At 55.1% G+C, this 24,024-nt stretch carries 17 protein-coding genes and 1 pseudogene; 12 read left to right on the top strand and 6 right to left on the bottom strand.

Annotation, left to right across the window (positions count from 1 at the left end):
• The first annotated feature begins 98 nt into the window (after positions 1 to 98).
• Positions 99 to 1,793, top strand: a complete 1,695-nt coding sequence (locus tag Q3F21_RS18755; RefSeq protein WP_340256479.1) for a methyl-accepting chemotaxis protein — start codon at positions 99 to 101, stop codon at positions 1,791 to 1,793.
• 335 nt (positions 1,794 to 2,128) lie between these two features.
• A complete protein-coding gene (locus Q3F21_RS18750) occupies positions 2,129 to 4,198 on the top strand; it encodes a methyl-accepting chemotaxis protein (RefSeq protein WP_340256476.1) in 2,070 nt (689 codons plus the stop codon).
• 100 nt (positions 4,199 to 4,298) lie between these two features.
• Here Q3F21_RS18750 and Q3F21_RS18745 read toward each other — a convergent pair whose 3' ends face one another.
• Positions 4,299 to 4,598: a hypothetical protein gene (locus Q3F21_RS18745; protein WP_340256474.1), complete on the bottom strand. Its 300-nt coding sequence runs from the start codon at positions 4,596 to 4,598 to the stop codon at positions 4,299 to 4,301.
• 160 nt (positions 4,599 to 4,758) lie between these two features.
• Here Q3F21_RS18745 and Q3F21_RS18740 point away from each other — a divergent pair, with 160 nt between their 5' ends.
• Positions 4,759 to 5,763 (top strand): LLM class flavin-dependent oxidoreductase, encoded by a 1,005-nt coding sequence (locus tag Q3F21_RS18740; protein ID WP_340256471.1) that lies wholly within the window; start codon positions 4,759 to 4,761, stop codon positions 5,761 to 5,763.
• A gap of 210 nt (positions 5,764 to 5,973) precedes the next feature.
• On the opposite strand, the gene Q3F21_RS18735 is transcribed toward Q3F21_RS18740, so the two are convergent.
• Positions 5,974 to 7,602 (bottom strand): formate--tetrahydrofolate ligase, encoded by a 1,629-nt coding sequence (locus Q3F21_RS18735; RefSeq protein ID WP_340256468.1) that lies wholly within the window; start codon positions 7,600 to 7,602, stop codon positions 5,974 to 5,976.
• 199 nt (positions 7,603 to 7,801) lie between these two features.
• On the opposite strand from Q3F21_RS18735, the gene Q3F21_RS18730 reads away from it, so the two are divergent.
• Positions 7,802 to 8,263 (top strand): ClpX C4-type zinc finger protein, encoded by a 462-nt coding sequence (locus Q3F21_RS18730; protein ID WP_340256465.1) that lies wholly within the window; start codon positions 7,802 to 7,804, stop codon positions 8,261 to 8,263.
• A 3-nt stretch (positions 8,264 to 8,266) separates the two neighbouring features.
• Here the strand turns inward: Q3F21_RS18730 and Q3F21_RS18725 are convergent.
• A pseudogene (locus Q3F21_RS18725) lies at positions 8,267 to 8,472 on the bottom strand (GntR family transcriptional regulator); the annotation flags it as partial.
• 155 nt (positions 8,473 to 8,627) lie between these two features.
• Between Q3F21_RS18725 and Q3F21_RS18720 the strand changes: the two are divergent.
• Entirely contained in the window at positions 8,628 to 8,816 is a 189-nt protein-coding gene (locus Q3F21_RS18720; RefSeq protein ID WP_340256462.1) for a hypothetical protein, read from the top strand.
• 171 nt (positions 8,817 to 8,987) lie between these two features.
• Positions 8,988 to 10,742 (top strand): methyl-accepting chemotaxis protein, encoded by a 1,755-nt coding sequence (locus Q3F21_RS18715; RefSeq protein ID WP_340256459.1) that lies wholly within the window; start codon positions 8,988 to 8,990, stop codon positions 10,740 to 10,742.
• 161 nt (positions 10,743 to 10,903) lie between these two features.
• Here the strand turns inward: Q3F21_RS18715 and Q3F21_RS18710 are convergent, their stop codons facing one another.
• Positions 10,904 to 12,136 carry an NAD(P)/FAD-dependent oxidoreductase gene (locus Q3F21_RS18710; protein WP_340256456.1) on the bottom strand — a complete coding sequence of 411 codons (1,233 nt, stop codon included), beginning with the start codon at positions 12,134 to 12,136 and terminating at the stop codon, positions 10,904 to 10,906.
• Between the two features lie 243 nt (positions 12,137 to 12,379).
• On the opposite strand from Q3F21_RS18710, the gene Q3F21_RS18705 reads away from it, so the two are divergent.
• A complete protein-coding gene (locus tag Q3F21_RS18705; protein ID WP_340256453.1) occupies positions 12,380 to 13,324 on the top strand; it encodes a DUF2167 domain-containing protein in 945 nt (314 codons plus the stop codon).
• An 81-nt stretch (positions 13,325 to 13,405) separates the two neighbouring features.
• Here the strand turns inward: Q3F21_RS18705 and Q3F21_RS18700 are convergent, their stop codons facing one another.
• Positions 13,406 to 14,959: a vWA domain-containing protein gene (locus tag Q3F21_RS18700; RefSeq protein ID WP_340256450.1), complete on the bottom strand. Its 1,554-nt coding sequence runs from the start codon at positions 14,957 to 14,959 to the stop codon at positions 13,406 to 13,408.
• Positions 14,960 to 15,154: 195 nt separating this feature from the next.
• Here Q3F21_RS18700 and Q3F21_RS18695 point away from each other — a divergent pair, with 195 nt between their 5' ends.
• The 5 genes from Q3F21_RS18695 to Q3F21_RS18675 all read left to right on the top strand — a co-directional run bounded on the left by Q3F21_RS18695 (position 15,155) and on the right by Q3F21_RS18675 (position 22,678).
• The gene (locus Q3F21_RS18695; protein WP_340256447.1) at positions 15,155 to 16,219 is read left to right on the top strand and encodes an AAA family ATPase; all 1,065 of its coding nucleotides are present in this window, start codon (positions 15,155 to 15,157) and stop codon (positions 16,217 to 16,219) included.
• A 1-nt stretch (position 16,220) separates the two neighbouring features.
• A complete protein-coding gene (locus Q3F21_RS18690) occupies positions 16,221 to 18,029 on the top strand; it encodes a vWA domain-containing protein (protein WP_340256444.1) in 1,809 nt (602 codons plus the stop codon).
• A gap of 303 nt (positions 18,030 to 18,332) precedes the next feature.
• On the top strand, positions 18,333 to 18,992 hold the full coding sequence (locus Q3F21_RS18685) for a TetR/AcrR family transcriptional regulator (RefSeq protein WP_340256441.1): 660 nt from the start codon (positions 18,333 to 18,335) through the stop codon (positions 18,990 to 18,992).
• Positions 18,993 to 19,025: 33 nt separating this feature from the next.
• A complete protein-coding gene (locus tag Q3F21_RS18680; protein WP_340256438.1) occupies positions 19,026 to 20,753 on the top strand; it encodes an ABC transporter ATP-binding protein in 1,728 nt (575 codons plus the stop codon).
• Complete coding sequence (locus Q3F21_RS18675; protein ID WP_425341279.1) at positions 20,750 to 22,678, top strand: ABC transporter ATP-binding protein; 1,929 nt, start codon at positions 20,750 to 20,752, stop codon at positions 22,676 to 22,678. Before Q3F21_RS18680 ends, Q3F21_RS18675 begins: the two co-directional genes overlap by 4 nt.
• 102 nt (positions 22,679 to 22,780) lie before the next feature.
• On the opposite strand, the gene Q3F21_RS18670 is transcribed toward Q3F21_RS18675, so the two are convergent.
• Positions 22,781 to 23,899, bottom strand: a complete 1,119-nt coding sequence (locus Q3F21_RS18670) for a deoxyribonuclease IV (protein WP_340256435.1) — start codon at positions 23,897 to 23,899, stop codon at positions 22,781 to 22,783.
• Positions 23,900 to 24,024: the final 125 nt, after the last annotated feature.

Here is a 24,024-nt window from a genome sequence, read left to right as displayed (position 1 = left end):
GGGAGAGGGACTCTAGGAAAACTATGGATGGGCCAAAAGGACTTCTCCCGATTCGCCACTTGCGGATTGCAACCTAACCATGTAACGGGGTGTGAATTGTGAAAGCAACGATCGGAACCAAATTGATTGCAGCCTTCTTCAGTATCGCCGCACTGCTTGCGATGACAGCGGGTGTCGCCTATTACTACTTCGATCAGGTGGATGACTCTTATTCGGACCTGGTCAACCGACGGGCCGTTATTTTGAGCAACGCCCAAAAAATGCAAGTGCTCTCCGTGAAGCAATCAAACAGCTTGCGGGGGTATTTGCTGACGGCAGACAGTCAATTTTTAAACAGTTTGCAGACGAGTGATCAGCAAATGGAGGCGGTGATCATGGACACGGAGTCCCTGATTCAGAACGAGGAAGACATGGAAACGCTCCGCTCATTCGCCAAACTGTATGAGCAATTCAAAACGGAGTCCGAAGAGCTTTTGCAAATGGTTCAGCAGAAGGCAGACGACTCGAAGGTGCTGGAGTCGTACATGAACGACATTCTCCCTCTGGGCAGACAACTGGAGCCGGCGATTGACCAGATTGTCACCCGCCAGCAGCAGCTGATGGCCGATGGGAGCAGCGCCAATACGCAAAGCGTCTCCAGAGCGACAGCGAATCTCGTCTGGTTTAGTCTGGGGGCGTTTGTCCTGTCCGTCGTGATCGGGTACCTGATCTCCCGGATGATATCCATACCGGTGAAACGAATAGCAGAGCTTGCCCGGCAGGTCGCGACCGGGGATTTGACGAGAGCGGACATACACGTCAAGAACAACGACGAAATCGGGGATTTGGCACGTTCGTTCAACCAGATGGCAGGTAATTTGCGAAGTCTGATCCGGCAGATCAATGTGAGCGCGGAAAGCGTAGCGGCTTCCTCAGAAGAGCTGTCAGCGAGCGCCGAGCAGACCAGCAGAGCGTCGGAGGCGATCAGCTCCGGCATTCAGGAAGTGGTGGTCACGGCGGAAAAACAGGCCAGAGGTGCGGAAGACAGCGTGGCGGCCATGAATCAGATGGCGACGGGCATGCAGCATATTGCGGACCAGACAGAGGCAACCTCCTCTCTATCCGTGCAGGCGTCGCAAAGGGCGGAAGAGGGCAATCGAACGATTCGGCAAGCAGTCGAGCAGATGGACGCTCTGGACGCTACGATCGGGCATCTGTCCGAAGCTGTTCAGGAAATGGACGAGCACTCCCGGCAAGTAGGCAAAATCGTCGAAGTCATCTCGGGAATTGCCGCGCAGACAAACCTGCTTGCGCTAAACGCCGCGATTGAAGCGGCGAGAGCAGGCGAGCATGGCCGCGGTTTTGCGATCGTGGCGGACGAGGTTCGCAAGCTTGCAGAGGAATCGGCCCGATCCGCGGAACAGATCGCCCGATTGATCGGCGGCATCCAGCAAAATACACAGCAGACCGTGGAAAAAATGGAGCAAGGAATTGAAGAGGTGCAAGAAGGCATCAAGACGGTAAACACTGCGGGCGATCAATTTAGTGAAATTAAACAGTTTGTAGACCAAGTGACCGAGCGCATTCAAGCGATTTCTGCGGCGGCCAAACAAGTCTCCGCCAGCAGCGAGCATGCCCTGCAAGCCGCGAATATGATCGGGGAAGGCTCCAGGACGGTGGCGGCCAGCTCGCAAACGGTTTCCGGCGCAGCCGAGGAGCAACTGGCCGGCGTGGAGGAGGTATCATCTTCGGCGGCTTCTTTGGCCAAAATGGCGGAAGAGCTTCGCTCCTTGGTTGCTGCTTTTCGGGCCTGACCGAAACGGTCACGACGATTGACGGATGGAATGGAAATCATCGGGGATTCGTATTTGTCTTTTTTGTATGACTCAAGTAATATAATAAACGTGAATTTTAAACGAAAATAATTCAAAGTTACTAAAAAGCGGGCCGATTGAACGGTCTTACAGGATCTTTCTTTCAAAAAGGTTCATCCGGATGGATAAGCCTTTTTTCTTTGCCCGGCATGCGGCAATCGATTGGCATTGCCGACGATCCTGCCTCTAGGAGGCATTTACATAGAGAGAAAAAGGCGAGTGCTTCGGCGGGACGCTGGAGCAACCCGCTTTCGAACAGTGGAGGATGTGGAGACATGCTGCGAAAAATATCGTATCGAAACAAAGTGGTGTTGGCCATCCTTTGTTTCAGTCTGATCAGTACGCTGGCGATTTCGTTTTTCGACAACAGGCAGCTGGAGCAGACGATTGTCACGGAACGAAACACGCAGTTGATGCTGGTGGAAGAGAGCGTGCTGAATTCGATCAAGGCAGTCGATGTGGCCTATCAGGTGTTTGACGTGGAAATGGAAGAGCAGATGAGAAAAAGTATGGCGGAGTTGATGGAGGAATACAGCCGGAATCCCGATTTCTCGTCATGGGACCTCGCGAGCTACAAACAGAAGTTTGGCGGAATGGATATTTTCGTGCTCGACAAGCAATTCAAAATCATCCACTCCAGCAATACGGGCGATATCGGTCTTGATTTTGGCAATGCCGGGGCATTTACCGAAGTACTGAAAGCGAGAATCGCCGGAAAGGATTTTATCGCGGATGGCATGGAGGTGTCGGTCAATACCGGATCGATCAACAAATTTGCCTATATGCCCACTCCCGATCACAAGCACTTGCTTGAATTGGGAATGAATTTGCAAGGGACGCCCCTGTTCCAAAAGTTCAACTTCCTGGACGTATCGAACAAATTGATGGAACGCTATGCCTCCATCGATGACATTACGGTATTCAGTCATGACGGTTATGCTTTGGGCAAAACGGATGAAGCAGGGAAGTCTCTGCGGGTCAGTCCTGAGCTGCAGTCTGTTTTCAACGAATCGTATCAGACCCAGACCGTAAAGGAAGCGACTCTCGGTCGGGAGGGAAAATCCGTCACGTACCGGTTTGTTCCGTATAAATTGGATGAAATGTCGAGTGACCTCAGCCGCTCGCGTATGATTCAGATCGTCTACAACCATGACGAGGTTGACCAGGCGGTAGCCGCCAACCGGTCGAAATTCATGCTGCAGCTGCTGGTCATCGTGATCGGATCGATGCTGATCGCCTGGTTTGTGGGGCAAATCATCTCCCGCCCGGTCCGGATGATGTCCGGGCTGATCGAAAAGACGGCCGCCTTTGACCTCACAGAGCAGCAGGGGCATGAGAAGTTCATGACCTCGCAGGACGAGCTGGGACGAGTGTTCCACGCCATCGTGAAGATGCGGGCCGAACTGCGCCAAATGGCAGAAGGCTTGGTCAACGTTACAGAGTCCATCGTGGAGAAGGCGAATGCCGTGCAAACCGTCAGTGACGACGTCAGCAGCCGCTCCGCTCAAACCTCCCTGGCGACGAAAGAGATTTCCAGCCGCGTGCAGGAGACAGCCGCGATTTCGCAGGAAATTGACGCTACGCTGACGGAAGTGAGCGATGTGATCCAGTCCGTTTCAGAGAAAGCAAACGAGTCCGTTCATGTGGCGCAAAATGTCAGCGAGCGGGCGGGCCACTTGAAAGAGACAGCCGCCTCCTCCAGCCAAAAGGCAAACCTCATCTACAGCGAAGTGAAAGCCCAGGCCGAAGTCGCGATGGATCAATCGACCAGATCAGTAGACCATATCCATGTGCTGGTCGATGCGATTCACAGCATTGCTTCCCAGACCAATTTGCTTGCCCTGAACGCGGCGATTGAAGCGGCACGGGCAGGGGAGAGCGGAAAAGGCTTTTCAGTCGTCGCCGAAGAGGTGCGGAAGCTCTCTTCCGAATCGTCCAAGGTAGTTACCGATATCCAGCAGATCATCGGCACAGTGAAGGATTCGGTACACAATCTGTCCGCCAGTCTGACCCGGCTGCTTGATTTTGTGGACCAAAACGTCAGAGCGAGCTTTGACGAGCTGATGGAAACTTCGGATACGTATAACCGGGACGCTCTGCACTTTCAGATGCTGCTCGGCGAATTCAACCGCACTTTCGAGGATTTGGCCGAATCGATCAAGAGCACCGCGGAGGCGACGGGAAAAGTAAACCAGACGATACAGGAAAATTCCCAGGATATCGAGACGATCGTTCATCTCTCCGAAACGATTGCGCAAGAGAACAACAAGCTTACGGAGTATTCCAAGGGGAGCTTGAAAAACGTGCAGGAATTAAATCGGATGACCAGCCACTTTACACTGTAGGGGGCAAAAAGGAAACACAGGGCTTTCCCGACAAACGAAAGAGCCTCCCGTTGCCAGGGAGGCTCCGCTGTTTTTTCGGACGATCTGTAGTTGTCTTGTCTTATTTTTGGCGCTTTTCGATTTCTTCGTTTACGACGAAAGCGAGATCGTCATTGCCAAACAGCGAGAGGACGCCCAGCAGCGTCGAATCCGGGATTTCTTCGGATTCCTCTTTCGGGACGGTGATGTCTGTCATTTGGCGCAGAAGCGGATTTTCTGCCTGCCCGGGATACGCGCGGCGGTATAGTTCATGCGCATCCAGTCCGTGATTCACACACCATTGGGCAAAGACCAGGATCATCATGCCCTCGTCACGCTGGTAATTTTCAATGATTTGCTCTTCTACTTTTTTGGAATTCATCGTAAGTCTCCTTTGGTACAGGCAGTTTGTTCGCGCTGACGCAGTGCGGATGAACAGATTTTGTGTTTTCATTGTAGAAAAAGACTCCGGGTTTCTGCAAGGGTGTATACTTGTACATAATAAGGAAGCAATCAGGAAGCTATGATAAGGAGGGAGACCAGTGATCCGTTTAAGCGCTTTGGATCAATCTCCGATCCCGGAGGGCAGCACGGCTGCAGAAGCATTGGCGCAAACGACCAGGCTGGCCTGTGAGCTGGATAAACTGGGCTACCATCGATTCTGGGTATCGGAGCACCATTTTAGCCACAGTCTCGCCGGCTCCAGTCCGGAGGTTCTGATTGCCCACCTGGCCGCTCACACGAAACATCTGCGGGTAGGCTCGGGCGGGGTGATGCTCCCGCACTACAGCGCGTACAAGGTTGCGGAAAACTTCCGCGTATTGGAAGGCTTGCATCCGAACCGGATCGATCTGGGTGTAGGAAGAGCGCCGGGAGGCATGCCGCTGGCTACGAGAGCGCTGCAGGAAGGGAAGGCTCCGGGTCTTGACCAGTATCCCGATCTGCTGGACGATTTGATCGCCTATTTGCACGATGCGCTCGATCCGCATCATTCATTTGCCGGACTTCGGGCCACGCCTTTCATCCATACGGCTCCCGAAGTATGGCTGCTCGGCTCAAGCAGCGAGAGCGCCCGGCTGGCAGCGGAGCGAGGGGCTTCTTTTGCATTTGCTCATTTTATCAACGGAGAAGGGGGCGAAGAAGCGATGCGCCGGTATCGCCGCCGCTTTCGTCGGTCCCTGCTGGGCAGCGAGCCGCAGTCGATGGTGGCGGTCTTCGTGATCTGCGCCGACACGGAGCAAGAGGCGGAAGCAGCCGCATCGAGCCTGGACCTTACCCTGCTGCTGCTTGAAAAAGGGGAGGCGGCTCGCGGTGTCCCGTCCATAGAGACAGCCAGACAGTATCCGTATACGGCGTTTGACCGACAGAGAATCCTGGCCAACCGGCAGCGGATGATCGTTGGCGATCCCGCACAGGTAAAAGCGAGAATCCTGGAGATGAGCGAAGCCTGCGAGACGACGGAATTTATGGTTGTGACGATCACGCATGATTTTGAGGGAAAGCTCAGGTCCTACAGACTGCTGGCGGAGGCGTTTTCCGCGCAGTAAGCCGAGCCCGCGCTGTTGGCGGCCGCAAGTATAAAGGCGTCATTTTTTATGAAGCGCGATCCCCATTGGTTATGAAAAAGGTGCAGGGAAAATGGCTCCCCGCACCTTTTTATGCTTCATCAGCAATTGCCGTAGTTGTTTCTTCCGCTGCCGTTTCACGCAACACGGCAGTAAATGTGCCTGTCTACCCCAGTTTTGAGAGGTCTTTCGTCAAGCCAGTCCTTGAATCTGTCCGCCTTCGCCGATGGTCACGGATTCTGCCGCCGGCACTTTGGGCAAGCCCGGCATCGTGACGAGGCTGCCGGTCAGCACGACGAGGAAGCCGGCGCCTGCGGAAATCCGGATTTCGCTGACGTGAATCGTAAAATCAGTAGGAGCGCCTAACTGGTCAGGCTGATCGGAGAACGAGTAGGGCGTCTTCGCCATGCAAACCGGGAAGTGCGAAAGGCCCATTTCTTCCGCCTTGCGCAGCGTCTGCTCAGCCGCTTTGGAGAAAATCACGCCAGAACCTCGATACAGCTTTTTGACGATCGTTTCGATCTTTTCACGAATCGGCAGCCGGTCATCGTACAAATAGGCAAACGAAGAAGGAGACTGGGCCGCTGCCACTACTTTCTCGGCCAGCTCAAGTCCGCCTTCGCCGCCTGCCTCCCACACCCGGGAGAGCGCCACCTCTGCGCCAAGCTCCTCGCATTTGGAGATGATCAGGCTGTGCTCTGCTTCCGTGTCAGTGGCGAAGCTGTTGAGCGCGACGACGACCGGGATGCCGAACGACTGCAAATTTTCGATGTGCCGCCGGACGTTGGCGAAGCCCGCGCTGAGGGCGTCCAGATTTTCCTCGTGCAGCTGGGCGACAGGGATGCCGCCGTTGTATTTGAGCGCCCGAGCCGTGATGACGAGAACAGCGGCAGACGGAGTGAGTCCCGCTTTCCGGCATTTGATGTCGAAAAATTTTTCGGCCCCCAGATCGGCTCCAAAGCCGGCTTCCGTCACGACGTAGTCAGCCAGCTTCAGCGCCAGCCGGGTACCGATGACGCTGCTGCAGCCGTGGGCGATATTGGCAAACGGACCACCGTGGACGATCACGGGCGTGCCTTCCGACGTCTGGACGAGGTTGGGCTTGAGCGCGTCCTTTAGAAGCACGCACATGGCGTCTACGGCGTTGATGTCCGCCGGCGTTACCGGCTTGTCATCGAAGTCGTAGCCGACGATGATCCTGCCGAGCCGTTCGCGCAGGTCGCTCATGTTTTCGCTCAGGCAGAGAATGGCCATGATCTCCGAAGCCGTCGTGATCATAAAGCCGTCTTCTCTTGTTTGCCCGTTTCCGTCCCCGAGCCCGATCACGATATTGCGCAGGGAGCGGTCGTTCATATCCATCGCCCGTTTCCAGACGATTTTTTTCGGGTTCAGCCTCAGTCTATTTCCGTGAAAAATGTGGTTGTCGATCATGGCGGCGAGCAGGTTGTGAGCGGCTGTGATCGCGTGAATGTCCCCGGTGAAATGCAGGTTGATCTCATCTGCAGGGAGGATTTGCGCGTTGCCGCTGCCGGTGGCTCCGCCTTTCATCCCAAGGCAGGGCCCGAGCGAAGGCTCGCGGAGCGCTGCAATCGTTCTTTTCCCCAGCTTGTTGAGCGCTTGGGACAGTCCGATGGTGGTCAGTGTCTTCCCGGCTCCTGCGGGATTGGGATTCATCGCGGTCACCAGGATCAGTTTGCCGTCAGGGCGATCCTGTACCTTTTCCCAAAGATCGGAGGAAAGCTTTGCTTTGTACCTTCCGTAAAACTCCAGATCCTCTTCCGTAATGTCTACGAGCTTAGCAATGTCGGCGATAGGTTTCATGGACGATGCCTCCACACACGCTTATTTACGAACATGATCATATTCGACAAAGCCGGACAAATGTCCTTGGCAGCAGGGGAAGGAAAGAGGGTAGGGGCCGTTATTTTCATCAAAAGCTAAAATTTGGCAGGAACTGTTTTGGTTGCGAAGAAATATCTGTATACAAATGTATACAAGTGAGTAGGAAAGGGTGAAACAGATGGATCAGGATTTTCGCAAAAAAACGTTTCGCGGCGCCAAAATCGAGGATACCATCCAAGAGCTTGACAAGCTGATCGAGCTTTGCGAAAAAAACAGGGCCAACAGCGACAGCCTGGACAGGCAGCGGTTTTATGAGGGAATGGCTATTGCCTACACGACGGTCTCCCTAAAGCTGAAGGGCGAATTCGACTACATCGAAAAAGAGGTCGTCGAGCAGCTCTATGATGCCGCGGAAAAAACGCGAGCTGCCGGATTCACCGAAAAAGCGGAAGCAGCCGAAGCAACCGAAAAAGCGGGAGCAATCCGACCGACAGGGACCGACTACCTTACGAGCTGTTCCTTTTGCGGAAAAAGCAACGACAAAGCGGGCGAGCTGGCTCTCGGTCCGGGCGTCTCGATCTGCCGCGACTGTTTGACATTCGGTGCGCAAGTAATTGAACTGCAGTCTTCAAAGGGGTGAAAGTTTGCGCTCGACGATTCCGCCGCCCTCAGCTCTTCGTAGGCGGCGACGACAGTGCTGCGATTCACGTTCCATTCCTTTGCCAGCGGGCGTTCCGAGGGAAGTCGGCTTCCCGCGGGGAACTCGCCGCAGGAAATCCGCCGTTCCAGCTCTGCCGCGGTCTGCTTGTAGACGGGGTGGCGCTTTTGCTCGTTTTCAATTTGGGACATGCGGCATCCTTCCTTTCGTTTCTGCTTCCTAGAAGTTAGGATAGTAAAGTGGATGAGGAAAATAAACCCGGATTGGATGGTGTTTTTGTGTCCGATGGAGCGGATAATGGAAACGTGATGATCTCAGAAAGGGAAACGGAAAGAAGTGAGGCAAATTGACGAAGCTGATCATACTGGTTTTTTTGTTGATGGCTGTGGCTCTGGCTGCCACTCTGCTGGTCGCCTTTGGCCCCAAGGACAAACCGTACGGCGTTCTAGCCAGACAGCACTGGAAAAAGCTTGGCGTTTTCTACGGGATTTGCGCATTGCTGCTCCTGGGCATTTTTTTATATGTGTTCAGCTAAAAGAAACCAGCGCCCGGGGCCTTGATAAAGTGGCATATGGATTGGGAAGTTCGTCAGTGGAATGAAAACTGAATATTCCGCCTTTTATCTCTGCAATTTTTCCTGTTTATGGTTGTGGGAAACAGGGAATAAGTACCCATGAAAACCGAACTCGGAAGGGAGAGAGAGGAAATGGCGGTAGAAAAAGAGAAGCGGCCCATGAATTTGCGCAGCCGCTTATTGATCATCTGTTTGTTGTTGCTAGGGATCCCCAGTTTGATCATTGGAATGGTTGGCTATGAACGTTCCAAAGTGGAGCTGGATTATGCGGGGATGGATCGGCTGAAGGGAAACGTTCAAATGGTACTTGGAATGATTACGCTGCTGCAAAAAGAGGTGGATGCGGGCCATTTGAAGCTAGAGGAAGCGAAGGAAAGGCTGCGCGAGGAAATCCTCGGCCCTAAAGGGAGCGATAATAAACGACCGCTTGTACAGAAATATACGATGGGGGAAACCGGCTACGCCTGGGCTATTCTCCCAGAGGGCATCAGTATTATGAATCCCGCCAATGAAGGCAAGGATATCACCGCGTCTGTCTCGGCGGACGGGGTCAATTTGGTGCAAGCTTTCGTGGAAAAGGGAACAAGCGGCGGCGGATATGTGACGTACGAATGGGAAGTAGCGGGAGCAGACGATACCGAGACCAAAATAGCCTATGTTGAGCAGGACCCCCATTGGGGCTGGATCGTCGGGGTCGGCGCTTACCAGTCTGAATTCAATCAAGGAGCTAACCAGGTCTTCTATTATGTTCTGGTGATTTTGGGTCTCTCCCTCGTTCTGGGGACGCTGATCATCTGGTTTGTTGCCCAACGAATCACAGGTCCGATCGTAAAAATAGCGGAGCACGCCAGACGGGTGTCGCAAGGAGATCTGACGGTCGATCAGGTGCAGGTCATCAGAAAAGATGAGATCGGGCAGTTGGCCGAAGACTTTAACAAGATGACAAGCCACCTGCAGGAAGTGATCCGGGAAGTGCGGGGCAGCACGCTGTCCGTAGCGTCTACCGCAGAAGAATTGTCTGCTTCGGCTGAGCAAAGCTCTCAGGCCGGCGAGCAGGTAGCCGTGGCTATTCAGGAAGTAGCCGCAGGCTCCCAGAAACAGGCCGATCAGCTTGACGGTGCCAGTCGTGTTGTCGATGAAATGGCAGGCGAGGTGGAGCGGATTACGAATGCCGCACTCACTGTCACCCACACATCCCAGCAGGCATCGGAGAGATCGCTGGAGGGGAACAAGGCGATTCAGACTGTCATTGATCAAATGAACTCCATCAATCACACGGTAGAAGAGCTCTCCGGGGTTGTCGTGGGACTGGGCGAACGTTCCACGCAGATCGGCGATATTGTCCAGGTGATTACTGGCATAGCCGAACAGACCAACCTGCTGGCGCTCAATGCCGCGATCGAGGCTGCTCGGGCCGGCGAACACGGCCGCGGGTTCGCCGTAGTCGCGGACGAAGTGCGGAAGCTGGCCGAACAGTCGTCCGGATCGGCACAGCAAATCGCTGACTTGATCGCAGCCATTCAGGCCGAAACGGCGAAGGCAGTCACATCGATGGAATCAGCGACCCAGGAAGTGCGGGAAGGAATCCAGCTGGTGCATGGCGCAGGGGAATCCTTTGGCCACATTCAGGGCTCGGTTGGAGAGGTCGCGCAGCAGATTGACAATGTCGCTTCTGCTGCAGAAAAGCTAAAGGCCGGAATGGACGGAGTTATGGACGTGATTCGTCAGATCGCCCACATCGCCAATGAAACCGCCTCCGGTTCGCAAAACGTCTCCGCCGCCACAGAAGAACAGCTGGCGGCTATGGAAGAAATCGCTTCGTCTGCAGAAGCTCTTTCCAAGATGATGGAGGAATTGAACACGTTAGTTCAAAGATTCAAGGTGTAGGCGGCTGCGAAACACAAAAAAGCAGCGAGCCACATAGCACAGAAGTCTGCAAGTCAAACAGAGGCCATCTCATCATGAGGTAGCCTCTGTTTTGTGTAAATAAAAAACAAAATGGAAGGCCCTGAAAAAAGCGGGACTGGCCAAGAGCCGTAAATGAGCGATCAGACGACCGGCTGAATCCGTACTGCGGGACGTTCCTGAAGGTACAGCCCAAGGTCAGGATGGGAGCCGCTAGCCATTACGTCCCGCAATATTTTGGACAGCAGCATGCTGTAGACAATACCGCTGTCCCCGTAGGAAAACAAAAAGTACCAGCCTGGGTAATCCTCGTACATGCCGATCATGGGAAGTCCGTCATGTGTCCCCCCGTAAAACCCGGCAAGGTGGTAGGCGGGCTTGATATTGAGGCCCGGAAAGAGCTCGTTGAACTTGCTGATCAGCTGTTCCCTCTTCTGAAGCAGCATGGAGTCTCGCTTGTTTGCGGATGCAGTTTTTTCGTCAAGGCCGCCGATGATCACGCGGTTATCCTTCGTCGTTCGCATGTATACGTAGGGGCGGGCTGTTTCCCAAATCAACGTCCGGTTGGCCCATATGGACAAATCGTCAACGGGGGTCGAAATGACGGCGTAGGAGCTGATGACCGAGGCGTTTTTTTCACGCCGGAATTCAAGGCTCTCACAACCCGCAGCAACGATCACAATACGTGCCCTGATCTGTTTCCCCCGGTCTGTAAGAATGAGAGTGGTTCCGTCCTTTTCCGGCTGTTTGCCTGCCACTCTGGTGTTCTCATAGATGCGGACGCCTCTGGCATGGGCTGTTTCCAGCAGCCCCAGCGTAAACGCATATGGATTTATCTCCGCGTCGCGGCCAATGTAGAGGGCCGCATGCTTGGAGAAGGGATAGCGCTGCCTGATCTGCCTTTCCGTGAGAAGCTCAAGCGAAAAGCCGTGCCGGGAGAGGAGGGCGAAATCTTTTTCGAGCTTGGCGACATCCTCCATCGCGCTTGCGTAGTACAAGCTGTCCCGACGGACAAATTCTGTATCCCGGCTGATTTTCCCGACAGCCGTTTCTATTTCGTCAATAGCTTCCCGGCACAGCTTCAAGTGACGGATGGCGTTGGTTTCCCCGAAGCTGTCCACCAGCTCGTGGGCCATTTTATCCCCGGCGTATTGCAATACCGCCGTATTTGTGCAAGTGCTGCCGTACCCGGCTCTGCCTTTTTCCACGATCACGACGTCCCGCCCCAACTCACGCAGATAGTAGCCGCATTGGGCGCCAGTGATCCCTGCACCGATAATCAGGACGTCACAGGAAATGTCGGAATCCAGGGCGGGATAGGAAGGGGGATGAGAAATCCTGGTCGGCCAGTAAAAGGTTCCGGTACGTAGATCCATGGCGTATCGCTCCCGATTTGCGCATTTTTTGATAGCGTAGCCTTTTTAGGTCTTGTCCATTCTGACACTCCTCCATTTGTTGGGGAATGGGAGGAAAGACACGGTAAAAAAGGTCTAGAAAATCTGAGCTCGTTTTTCTTTTTGGGAGAATTGCATGATTTTCCCTGTATAAATCTGTATGGTACGATGTGGAGGTTCGTTTTTTTTTACAAAGAGATGATAGAGAGAGAAAGGGATTAGAAAATGAAGAAAAAAAACATCCTGTCTTGTTTACTAAGCGTTGCCATGACGTTTGGGGTCGTCGCCGCAGCAAGTGCTGAGCCGGAGCTGAACTGGGTCGAGGGCGGAAAATCCGTCGAGGTCGGATCAGGTCTTGGTACTTTGGATCTGGGCAAGGATTTTGTCTTTCTGAATGGAGAAGACACGATCAAGCTGCAAAAGCAAATCGGCAACATTCCCACCGAACATGAAATCGGCAGCATCTTTCCTCAGAATGAAAACGAGGAATGGATCGTCGTCATGGAGTACGAAGAGGTAGGGCATATCAAGGATGAGGAAAAGAACAACATTGACGCCGATGCCATTCTGGACAGCTACAAGGAAGGTACGGAAGCAGCGAACAAGGAGAGAAAGCCGGAAGAACAGCTGCACGTCATCGGCTGGGATGTAAAGCCGTTCTACGATGAGAAAACCCACACGCTGGAGTGGTCCATGCTCGGCGAGGACTACCAGAAGAACCCTTTGATCAACTACAACGTTCAGGTTCTGACGCGCCAAGGCTTTGTTTCCTTCCTGCTGATTTCCGATCCAAGCAATTTGCAACGCGATAAAAAGAAGCTGCACGATGAAATCATTCCTACTTTTAAACTAAAAGAAGGCAATCGGTACGAAGATTTCAATGAATCGACAGATAAAGTGGCAGAGTATGGTCTGACCGGACTTGTCCTGGGCGGATTGGGCGTCGCGATCGCAAAGAAAGTTGGGATTCTCGCGGGTCTGCTGCTCTTTTTGAAAAAGGGCTGGGTCCTGATCGTAGTTGCTGTCGGCGCATTGTGGAGATTCCTGACCGGCAAAAAGAAAAAGCAGGCCGATGCTTCGGCAGAACAACAACAAGCGCCGACTGATCAACAGCCTCCAAATGATGACAACAATCAAAATCCTCCTGCAAGTCAAAACCCGCCGGTATAAGAAATACCGGTCGAAGGAAATAGGGAAAAAGGCACCGACGGCCAAAGCTACCGGTGCCTTTCTCATTTTGTTTTTGCAAAGCTAGTTTCCGCGAAGGGCCAGCGCATCCTTAACCAGACGGACAAATTCCAGCTGCTGCTCGCCCGAGGCCGTTTTTTCCGCCAGATCGGCTACCTTCTTCAAAGAGCTCTCCTTTGCCCACTCGCTGCCGCGCAGGATTTCGGCGAACTCCGCTGCCGAGGCGAGAAACTGGACTTCTTTTTCCAACGTTTTCCCGATTGCCAGCGGCTCTGCCACTTCTTTTGCCTGCGATGTCTTCTCGTCTTTATACCTTACACGGACCGTGCCCAGCTTTTCGGCTTCTGAGCTCTTTCGCTTGATCTCGTAAAGGGCTGTCACCGTATGGCCGGCTCCGATTTCCCCGCCGTCGACGCGGTCATTGCGGAAATCCTCATCCGCCACGTCCCGGTTCTCATAGCCGAGCAGCCGGTACGTTTCCACTGCCTTCGGATCAAATTCCACTTGAATTTTTACATCGTGGGCAATGGTCTGAAGCGTCCCGGTCAAAGCCTCGGTGAAAACGCGCCGCGCCTCTGAGAACGTATCGATGTACGAGTAGGTTCCGTCGCCCTTGTCGGCCAGCTGCTCCATCAGCACATCGTTGTAGTTGCCCATGCCAAAGCCGAATGTGCTGAGCGTGATTCCTTCTCCGGCGTAGCGCTCGATCGCGGAGAGAATGCCTTCCGCGGTGGTTTGCCCCACATTGGCCACCCCGTCCGAGCAGAGAATGACCCGGTTGATCCCCTCAGGGGAAAAGGCCTGGGCCGCCATTTCGTAGCCAAGCCGCAGCCCTTCCTCGGCGTTGGTGGAGCCTTCCGGCAAAAGGTAGTCGAGCGACTCGATGATCGCCGCCTTGTTGTCGGCAGACGTCGGCTCCAGCAGCTTTCTGCCTTTGGAGCCGTAGACGACAATGCCGACCTTGTCTTTTTCCTCCAGCTGATCAACCAGGACGCGGAGGCTTTTCTTGACCAGCTCCAGCCGGTTTTCCTGGTTCATGGACCCGGAAATATCGATGACGAAGACGAGGTGGGCCGGCTTCCGGTTTGTGGCGGCGATTTCCTTGCCTTTGATCCCGACGCGGAGCAGGTCGTATCCCGGCCGAAAAGGCGAGGGGCCTCCGTCCGTATGGATGGCGAACGCATCCTTGGAGGGTGGCTCGTAGGAGAGCGGAAAATAATTGATGAACTCTTCGACGCGGACCGCATCAGCGGGCGGAAGAGAACCTCGCGTGACGTAATTGCGCATGACGGAATAGGAACCGGTATCGACATCGGCAGCAAAGGTGGACAAGTGGTCTTCGGCCGTATCGACGGCAGGGTTGGTGCCGTAATACTTGAAATGCATGCCGTTCGGAGAGCCTGCCGGCGCCGGGGCAGCTCTTTTGCTGACCGCCCTGTCCGAAGCGGTGCTGGCTGCCGCCGGCTCTGCTTCATTTCGAGCTCCCAGCTGTGCCTTACTCTCGACGCTGCCGCCAGCCATCTTGCCTGGAGCAACTGCCTGTTGTTCTCCCGAGCTGCATCCGGCAGCCGATAAGGCGACCAGCACCAAGGCTCCTGCCATGATTTGTTTTCTCATCTCTATACCCCCTTTTTTGATTCGACGTGGAAAAAAAAGGATCGTTACAACGGTCCAGAGATTTTGGTTGCTTTGGATCCCTGAGCTGGATTAGAATGGGAAATATTTAGTGGTGTGACGTGCGCCAATAGTCAAAAAGGCAGAAAAGCGAGGATGATACTAGAAAATCATGATGAGAAAAAGAAAGGAATACGAATGAATGTAGGAATTCACGTAACACAAACAAAACTGTTGGATGTATTGCTTCATGTCGCCGTTGCCCGGCCCGTGTTTATCTGGGGAGCTCCGGGGATCGGCAAGTCGTCGCTTGTTCAATCCTTTGCCCGGCAGGTCGGGCTTCCGTGCGTCTCCTTGCTGGGCAGCCAGCTTGCCCCGGAGGACATTATCGGGGTACCGCAAATCGTGGAGGGGAAAAGCCGCTTTTGTCCGCCTGGGCTGATCGCGCGGGAAGAGCCGTACTGCCTGTTTTTGGACGAATTGAACGCATGCTCGCAGGAAGTCCAGAATTCCTTCTACAGTCTGATCCACGAGCAAAGAGTCGGGGATTACCAGCTCCCGGCGGGCTCCATCGTCATCGGAGCGGGAAACCGGGCGCAGGACAACGCCATCGTCAAGCCGATGTCCTCCGCCCTGATCAATCGCATGTTTCACGTCCAGCTGCACGTGTCGTACCAGGAGTGGATGAGCTGGGCATACGACAACGGCATCCATCCGTACGTGCTGCAATTTCTGGAGGTGCGTCCCGATTATCTCTGGTCGCAGCCGCCGAAAACGGAGGAGCCCTTTTCCACGCCCAGATCCTGGCACATGCTCTCGGACATTTTGTACGAATACGGCGAATCGATCGACAACGAAACGGTAGGAATTTTGGCGCGGGGCTCCTTGACGCCCCAGCATGCAGTGCAGTTTCAGGCTTTCCACAAAAACATTCAGGGCAAGTATCAGTTGAACCGGATACTGGAAGGAGAAGCTTCATTTCCGAGCGCTCCGGAGGATCGGGATGTTCTCTACTTCCTCGCCGACTCGTTCCGGGCCCAGATCAGAAAAGAGCTGCCCGCCGACAAGTCGCAGGTAACGGAACAGCACAAGCGGTTTGCCCACCGGGCCAAGGCGCTGCTCAAGGAGCTCAGCATGATCTCGCTGGAGATGGCGCAAATGGCCGTGGCCAAGCACGAGGAGGGGAATGCGCTTCCTTCGTGGTTTGTGGTGGAAGTGGTTCGCGATCTGCCGCGATTGGCTGCGGAGAGAAGGGACAGCTGAGATGGCGAAACGAAACAAGCCGGAGCTGGACCCCGCCCTCGCCGCTTATGTGGAAGCGGTCAGCTATTTGGAGCGTCACCCGATGTTTTCGCCGCTGATGGCCCGCGTCTCTCTGATGAGGGACAAACGGAGCAAGTGTCCAGACAACGGATGGGCTGTCGTGAGCAAAAACGGAGTAATCCACGTACACCCTACGCGAAGACAGGACGTTCAGGAGTGGATTTACGTGCTGGCCCATAACCTGCTGCACCTCGGGTTTGGTCATTTTGTCGAGAAAGAAAAGCCGGCGCTCTGGAATATCGCGTGCGATGTCTACATCGCTGCCTTTCTGTCCAGCATGAAGCTCGGGAAGCCTCCGATGGCGTGGGCTGGCGAGCTGGAGCACTCCGTCAGGAGCGAGGAGGAGCTGTACCGGCGTTTTTGCGAGGAAGGAGTCCCCGAGCGGTTTGCCGGATGGGGGACCGGAGGGGACAGGCAGCCGGACCTGCTTTTTTCCGGCAAGCCGGACAGGAGCAGCTATTCTCGTGGAGTCAGCTGGGAAGCGCTGTTTGGCACGGGGTTGTCCAATGCCGTGCAATCGGCCGTCAGCGTGGCGGGCGGATACGTCCAGGCATTGGATGACCGGACCGCCCGGCTGTCCCCTGCGCAGGAGGCGAGGCAGTGGTTTATCAATCACTATCCGCTGCTCGCATCGCTGGCGAGTCATTTCTCGATTATCGAGGACGCGCAGCTCTGTCAGCGGCTGCAAATATCCATCGCCGCGATCGACGTGGTCGCAGGCGAAATCTACATGAATCCGGCGGCCGGTCTTGACCGGGAAGAGGCTATTTTTGTCATGGGGCACGAGCTTCTCCACGCGGGACTGAGGCATCATGAGCGCTGCATGGGGCGTGACCCGTACTATTGGAATGTAAGCTGCGACTACGTGATCAATCAATGGCTGGCCGAAATGAACGTGGGGCAGCTGCCGCAAGTCGGCGTACTGCTGGACCCAGAGCTGCGGGGGATGTCTGCGGAAGCCATCTACGACCGGATCGTTTCCGACCTGCGAACCTACCGCAAGCTGTTTACGCTAAGAGGGATCGGCATGGGCGATATACTGGACAAGTCAGACCCCCGCTTCTGGGACGCCAATCAGGGAACGACCCTGGATGACTTTTACCGCAACGCTTTGACGCAGGGGCTTGTCTATCACCAGGAGAGGGGACGCGGTCTCCTTCCGGCCGGGCTGGTGGAAGAAATTCGCGCCCTGGGACAGCCGCCGATCCCCTGGGATGTTCAACTGGCGCGCTGGTTTGACGAGCACTTTCCCCTTTTGGAAAAGAGCCGGACTTACGCACGCGTCAGCAGGCGGCAGATGTCTACGCCGGACATTCCGCGGCCGGCGTGGAGCTGCAAAGAATCGGACCAGGCTGGCCGCACATTCGGGGTTGTCTTGGACACGTCGAGCTCGATGGACGCCAAGCTGCTGGGCAAAGCGCTGGGGGCGATCGCCAGCTACAGCCAGTCGCGGGATGTCCCGTATGCCCGCGTCGTTTTCTGCGACGCCGCAGCCTACGATGCAGGGTATCTCTCTCCCGACGATATAGCCGAACGCGTCCGGGTAAAGGGCAGGGGCGGAACGGTTTTACAGCCGGGAATCGATCTGCTGCAAAATGCTCCCGACTTTCCCCCGGACGGACCTATTCTCGTCATTACCGACGGCGAGTGCGACCGCATCCGGATCGCCCGGAGCCACGCCTTCATTTTGCCAAAAGGAAAAAATCTTCCCTTTGTACCCAGAGGACCGGTATTTCGGATGGAATCGTGAATGCCCGGGTCTGGCCGGGGGAACCGAAGGGAAAGCGCCGGGAGCAAAACGGAAATGAGTTCGATGCTCCCAGGCTTCCAGGAGTTGCATCGTGAATCGCAAACTGCCCCAGGACAGACCAGGCTGTCATTTAAGACGGCCTGGCTTTTTGTTTTTTTCGCCCCCGCCTTCTCGGATGAAGCCCGGTTCTGCCTGTAACAAATACCAAAGAGAAATATTGCAGTTTGAATATTGACAGGAGACTGACAAAGGTCTATATTTTTGACTGACAATAAAGTCAATCAAAAAGGCGGTGAACCAACCGTGCCTCGGACGAAAGAACAAAACGAAGAAATCCGCGCCCGGCGCAAGCAAGCGATCCTGAAGGGCGCACTGAGCGTCTATGTGGAAAAGGGGTATGCCGCGGCTGACATCGGAGACGTCGCGGAGCGGGCCGGCGTTGCCAGAGGACTTGTCTATTACTACTACAAAGACAAGCTGTCGCTGTTTCGCGATCTTTTTCTGGATATGTTCCGCCTGTCCAATGTCCACACCCGCACCCATTTCTCGCAGGAGGGGTCAGCGGTAGAACTGTGCCAGCAATTTGCCGGTATCATGTTCAACAACTTGTTTGAACGATCCGACCATGTGCTGTTCTTTTTCCGGATGCGCCACGATTTGCGCGAGCTGTTCAGCAAAGAGGAAATCAAAGGACTGCTCTGGAGAGACAACAATTTGAAAGTCATGGTCGACACGCTGCGGAAGGGAATGGATGCGGGAGAAATCCGCCGCATGTCTCCAGAGCTGCTCACGGACCAGTTCTGGGGGGCGATGATGCATGGCATGGCGCATTTGCGTCAGCGGAGCGATGAGCTGTTGAAGCAAGGCCGTAGCCTGGAGGAAGTCAAGAAGCTTATGGAAACGGAAATCGACGGCGCGGCGCTTTCCTGCGCCTTGATGCTTCGCCCTGTTCAAGCTCTTTAGCCGAGGTCCAATCTGCACCGGAGGGTGGTTATCTTGCGAACATTAATGCGTTATTTGCGGCCTTACCGGTCCATGATCGTCTGGACGATGGTATTTGTGCTGCTTCAATCGATTGCGAATCTGTATCTTCCGACGCTGATGTCGGATATCGTCAACGAAGGCGTCGTCAAAGAAAACACGCCTTACATTTTGAAAATCGGCGGGCTGATGCTGCTCGTCTCCGCGGCAGGAGCCGCGCTCTCCGTCGGTGCCAGCTATTTGGCTTCGCGGACGGCATCCGGCTTCGGGATGCGGCTTCGAAGCAGCGTTTTCAGCCATGTCGAGCGTTTCTCGCTGCAGGAGTTCGACAAGCTCGGCACCTCCTCGCTGATCACCCGGACGACCAATGACATCACGCAGCTCCAGCAGGTGCTGATCATGATGCTGAGAATGATGGTCATGGCTCCGATGATGTGCATCGGCGGGATTATCATGGCGGTTTCCAAAGACGCCAAGCTGTCGCTTGTCATTATCGCCGTGATTCCCGTTTTGGCCTTGGCGATTTACCTGATCGGATCGAAGGGAATCCCGTATTTCAAAGCGATGCAGACGAAGATCGACAAACTGAATCTCGTCCTGCGCGAATATTTGACGGGCATCCGCGTCGTCCGCGCTTTCAACCGGACAGACCACGAGCGGGAGCGGTTCGATGTGGCCAACGAGGATCTGACTGCCACCTCGATCAAGGCAGCTCAGATCATGGCGGCCATCATGCCTGTCATGATGCTGCTGATGAATGTCACCTCGATCGCGATCATTTGGTTCGGGGGCTTGCGCATCAGCGAGGGGCATATCCAAGTAGGGGATTTGATGGCGTTTTTGCAGTATGCGATGCAAATCCTGTTCTCGCTGATGATGGCTTCCATGATGTTCAACATGCTCCCCCGTGCTTCCGCTTCGGCGGCCCGCATCCGGGAGGTGCTGCAAACAGATCCGGTCATTGTCGACAGAGGCAGCGCGAAAGTGGCGGCTCATGGACCGGCCAGCGTTGTGTTCGACCAGGTGTCGTTTCGTTACCCCGGTGCGGAAAAGTCGGCGCTTTCCGGAATTTCCTTCGAGGCTCCGCCCGGCCAAGTGACCGCGATCATCGGCGGAACGGGATCGGGGAAGACGACACTCGTCAGCCTGATCCCCCGTTTCTACGATGTGGAGAGCGGCAGCATTCGCGTCGGCGGAGTCGATGTCCGGGAGCTGTCCCAGGAGGCGCTCCGGGCCCAGATCGGGTTCGTTCCGCAAAAGGCGCTGCTGTTCAGCGGGACGATAGCGGATAATATCCGCTACGGAAAAGAAGACGCGACCGACGAGGAGCTCCGCCGTGCAGCTGAAATCGCTCAGGCTTCCGAGTTTATCACGGGGATGAAGGACGGATTCGAATCGGTCATCGCGCAGGGCGGAATGAACGTGTCGGGCGGACAAAAGCAGCGGCTTTCCATCGCCAGGGCGCTCATCCGCAAGCCGGACGTGTACGTGTTTGACGACAGCTTCTCCGCGCTCGACTACAAAACAGACGCCAGACTGCGGGCGGCCTTGAAAAATGAAACGCAGGCTGCGACGGTGATCATCGTTGCCCAGCGGGTCGGCACGGTCATCGATGCCGATCAGATCATCGTGCTGGAGGAAGGCGCCATAGCAGGCATCGGTACCCATGCGGAGCTGATGGAAACATGCGGTGTCTACCGGGAGATCGTCACATCTCAGCAGACGGAGGAGGAGATCGCATGAGCGAGGAAAAGCGCGGCATGTCTCCGGGTGCTTCAGGGCCAGGGTCTGGACCTGGTCCGGGACCGGGCGGCCACAAAGGCCCGATGGGCTTCGGAGGACCTGGCATGCTGCCCATGCCGGGGCAGAAAGCAAAGGATTTCAAAGGCACCCTGCGGCGGCTTCTCGGTTATTTGAAGCCGTACCGCATGAAGCTGGCAGCTGTACTGCTGACTGCAGCACTCAGCACCGTATTTGGCATCGTCAGTCCAAAGCTGCTTGGCAATGCGACGACGAAGCTTTTTGAAGGCTTCATGGCGAAGGTAAACGGCGTTCCTGGCGCTGCGATTGATTTCGCCTACGTCTGGCAAATCATTATGGTCCTGATCGGGCTGTATATCGCCTCTTCGGCATTTGCGTATATCCAGCAGTATCTGATGGCTGGCGTAGCCCAGAAGACGGTGTATACGCTGCGCAAGGAAGTAGATGAGAAGCTGGCCCGTCTTCCGCTGAAATACTTCGATGCCCGGACGCACGGAGAAATTATGAGCCGGGCCGTCAACGACGTGGATACGATCAGCGGCACGCTTCAGCAGAGCTTGACGCAGATGATCACCTCGATCATTACGCTGATCGGCGTCATTGTGATGATGCTGACCATCAGCCCGCTGATGACGCTCATCCTGATACTGACGCTGCCGCTCAGCTTCGTCGTGATCAGAGCCATCGCCTCCCGCTCGCGGCCGCATTTCAAGGGGCAGCAGCAGGCGCTTGGAGAATTGAACAGCCATGTAGAGGAAATGTACACCGGGCATAAGATCGTGAAGGCGTTCGGCCGGGAACAAAGCGCTGTCGAAAAGTTTGACACAATCAATGAGCGGCTGTACCAGTCCGCCTGGAAGGCCCAGTTTATCTCCGGCATCATGATGCCGCTGATGATGCTCGTCTCCAATATCGGCTTTGTGCTCGTCTGTGTGGTCGGCGGCGTGCTCGTCACCCGGGGCAGCATCAGGATCGGGGATGTGCAGGCGTTCATTCAATACGCCCAGCAATTCTCCCAGCCGATCACCCAGACGGCGAATATCGCCAACGTGATCCAGTCGACTCTGGCCGCCGCCGAACGGGTATTTGAAATTCTCGACGAACCGGAAGAGTCCGCAGAACCTGTTTCAGCGGCCGGGACCTTCGCGCCTCAAGGGCATGTGCGGTTTGAGCACGTCTCCTTTGGCTACAAGGAAGAGGAGCCGCTCATCCGGAATATGAATATCGATGTGAAGCCGGGCATGACGGTCGCGATCGTCGGCCCGACCGGGGCGGGCAAGACGACGCTTGTCAATCTGCTCATGCGGTTTTATGAGATCGGGGAAGGCAGGATCACGATTGACGGCCGGGACATCCGGGAGCTGCCGCGGGGCGAGCTGCGCAGCTTGTTCGGCATGGTGCTCCAGGATACGTGGCTGTTCAACGGCTCGATCCGGGACAATATCACGTACGGCCGGGCCGGGGCGACAGATGACGAAGTGCTGCAGGCGGCGCAGGCGGCCCACGCCGATCATTTCGTCAGGACGCTGCCGGACGGATACGACACGATCCTGAACGAAGAGGCGTCGAACATTTCACAAGGCCAAAAGCAGCTCTTGACGATTGCCCGGGCGTTTCTGGCCGATCCCGCCATTCTCATTCTGGATGAAGCGACGAGCAGCGTCGACACGCGGACCGAGCTGCTCATCCAGAAAGCGATGAGTCGTCTGATGGAAGGGCGAACGAGCTTTGTCATTGCCCATCGGCTCTCGACGATCCGCGACGCAGACTTGATTCTCGTCATGAACAACGGCAGCGTCATTGAACAGGGCAACCACGAGGAGCTGCTGCGGGCGGGCGGATTTTACGCCGAATTGTACAACAGTCAATTTGCCGCCGGGGGCAGTATGGCGGAGCAGGCGGGGTAGGAAAAGGTTAAAGCACGGGAGTACAAGGAACAAGGAACAGGGAAAAAGGAAAAAGGGTTCCCTCGAGGAAAGGGAACCCTTTTTTGTTCATTTTTTCAGTTCCTACATGATGTGTTTGCTGGCGAACCAGGCGATCAGCCTGTGATTGATCTGCTCTTCACTCAGATCGGTAAAAAGTCTGGCTTCCGCGACCATATCGTACAGACGTTCCAGCGGTTCGCGGCCATCCGCTTTTTTCGCTTTGGCGTCCTCCTTGAGCAGCTTCCATGTATGGACGACGTAATCGTGATCGACCTCCGCCTGTTTGCGGAAGAAGAAATCCAGACGCTCCACATGGTCGAGAAATTCGTCGCCGAGTCTGCCTTTCACATCGCCTCGCAAAAGGGCAATCTCCGCTTCGTACATGGGGCGCTCCTTGCCTTTTTCTTTTCCGATCCACGGCGTTTCCAGTACGAGCGGCAAATGGCGGATTTTATCGTGATCGACGATGTACTTCATCGCATCGAAGCCGATCATTCCCGCGCCTATCGGTGCGTGCCGGTCTTTGCGGGCTCCCCGGAAATTTTTGCTGTCGTTGAGGTGGACAACCGCCAGACGGTCCAGCCCGATGATCCGGTCGAACTCGTCAAGGACACCGTCGAAATCGTTGACGATATCGTAGCCCGCATCGTGAATATGGCATGTATCCATGCAAACGCTCAGCCTGTGGTTGTCTCCCACCTTGTCGATGATCGCCGCGATTTCCTCGAAGCTGCGGCCGATCTCCGTTCCTTTGCCGGCCATCGTCTCCAGGGCGATTTTTACGTCAGTGTCCTTGACGCCGTTCAAAACTTCATTCAGCCCTTCCGCGATGCGGGCGATGCCGTATTCGGCGTCCTTGTCGGTGTAAGCTCCCGGATGAAGCACGATATTTTTCACGCCGAGGTAGTTCGTCCGCCGGATTTCCTCCTGCAAAAAGCGGACAGCCAGCTCGTACGTGTCATCCTTATACGAGCCCAGATTGATAATGTAGGGCGCATGGACGACGATCTCTTCAATGCCGTTTTTGTCCATCACTGCTTTGCCTTCTTCGATAAACTGCTCTTCTATCGGTTTGCGCCGCGTATTTTGCGGTGCCCCTGTATAGATCATGAACGTGCTCGAACCGTAGGTGGCGGCTTCTTCGGCTGCATTCAGCAGCCCTTTGCCGGAAAACGAAACATGCGATCCGATTTTTAACATGGTTGGGAAACCTCCTTGGGCGTGGAGCTATTCAAGTCCACGTCGCTTCGTTGTACAAAAAACATCGCCGTTTTTGCGGTTGCTTCGACAAAAAGAGTATGGAATATCTTCAGCAAACAATTAGG

Source organism: Brevibacillus borstelensis (genome assembly GCF_037834415.1).
Taxonomy (GTDB): Bacteria; Bacillota; Bacilli; order Brevibacillales; family Brevibacillaceae; genus Brevibacillus; species Brevibacillus borstelensis_A.
Note: the sequence above shows the minus strand (reverse complement) of the source record. Positions and strands in the feature narration are given on the sequence as shown.

Coding starts and splice junctions, on each gene's coding strand:
- Q3F21_RS18750 (WP_340256476.1), top strand. CDS start 2,129: ATGCTGCGAAAAATATCGTATCGAAACAAAGTGGTGTTGGCCATCCTT.
- Q3F21_RS18745 (WP_340256474.1), bottom strand. CDS start 4,598: ATGAATTCCAAAAAAGTAGAAGAGCAAATCATTGAAAATTACCAGCGT.
- Q3F21_RS18735 (WP_340256468.1), bottom strand. CDS start 7,602: ATGAAACCTATCGCCGACATTGCTAAGCTCGTAGACATTACGGAAGAG.
- Q3F21_RS18730 (WP_340256465.1), top strand. CDS start 7,802: ATGGATCAGGATTTTCGCAAAAAAACGTTTCGCGGCGCCAAAATCGAG.
- Q3F21_RS18715 (WP_340256459.1), top strand. CDS start 8,988: ATGGCGGTAGAAAAAGAGAAGCGGCCCATGAATTTGCGCAGCCGCTTA.
- Q3F21_RS18710 (WP_340256456.1), bottom strand. CDS start 12,136: ATGGATCTACGTACCGGAACCTTTTACTGGCCGACCAGGATTTCTCAT.
- Q3F21_RS18705 (WP_340256453.1), top strand. CDS start 12,380: ATGAAGAAAAAAAACATCCTGTCTTGTTTACTAAGCGTTGCCATGACG.
- Q3F21_RS18700 (WP_340256450.1), bottom strand. CDS start 14,959: ATGAGAAAACAAATCATGGCAGGAGCCTTGGTGCTGGTCGCCTTATCG.
- Q3F21_RS18695 (WP_340256447.1), top strand. CDS start 15,155: ATGAATGTAGGAATTCACGTAACACAAACAAAACTGTTGGATGTATTG.
- Q3F21_RS18690 (WP_340256444.1), top strand. CDS start 16,221: ATGGCGAAACGAAACAAGCCGGAGCTGGACCCCGCCCTCGCCGCTTAT.
- Q3F21_RS18675 (WP_425341279.1), top strand. CDS start 20,750: ATGAGCGAGGAAAAGCGCGGCATGTCTCCGGGTGCTTCAGGGCCAGGG.
- Q3F21_RS18670 (WP_340256435.1), bottom strand. CDS start 23,899: ATGTTAAAAATCGGATCGCATGTTTCGTTTTCCGGCAAAGGGCTGCTG.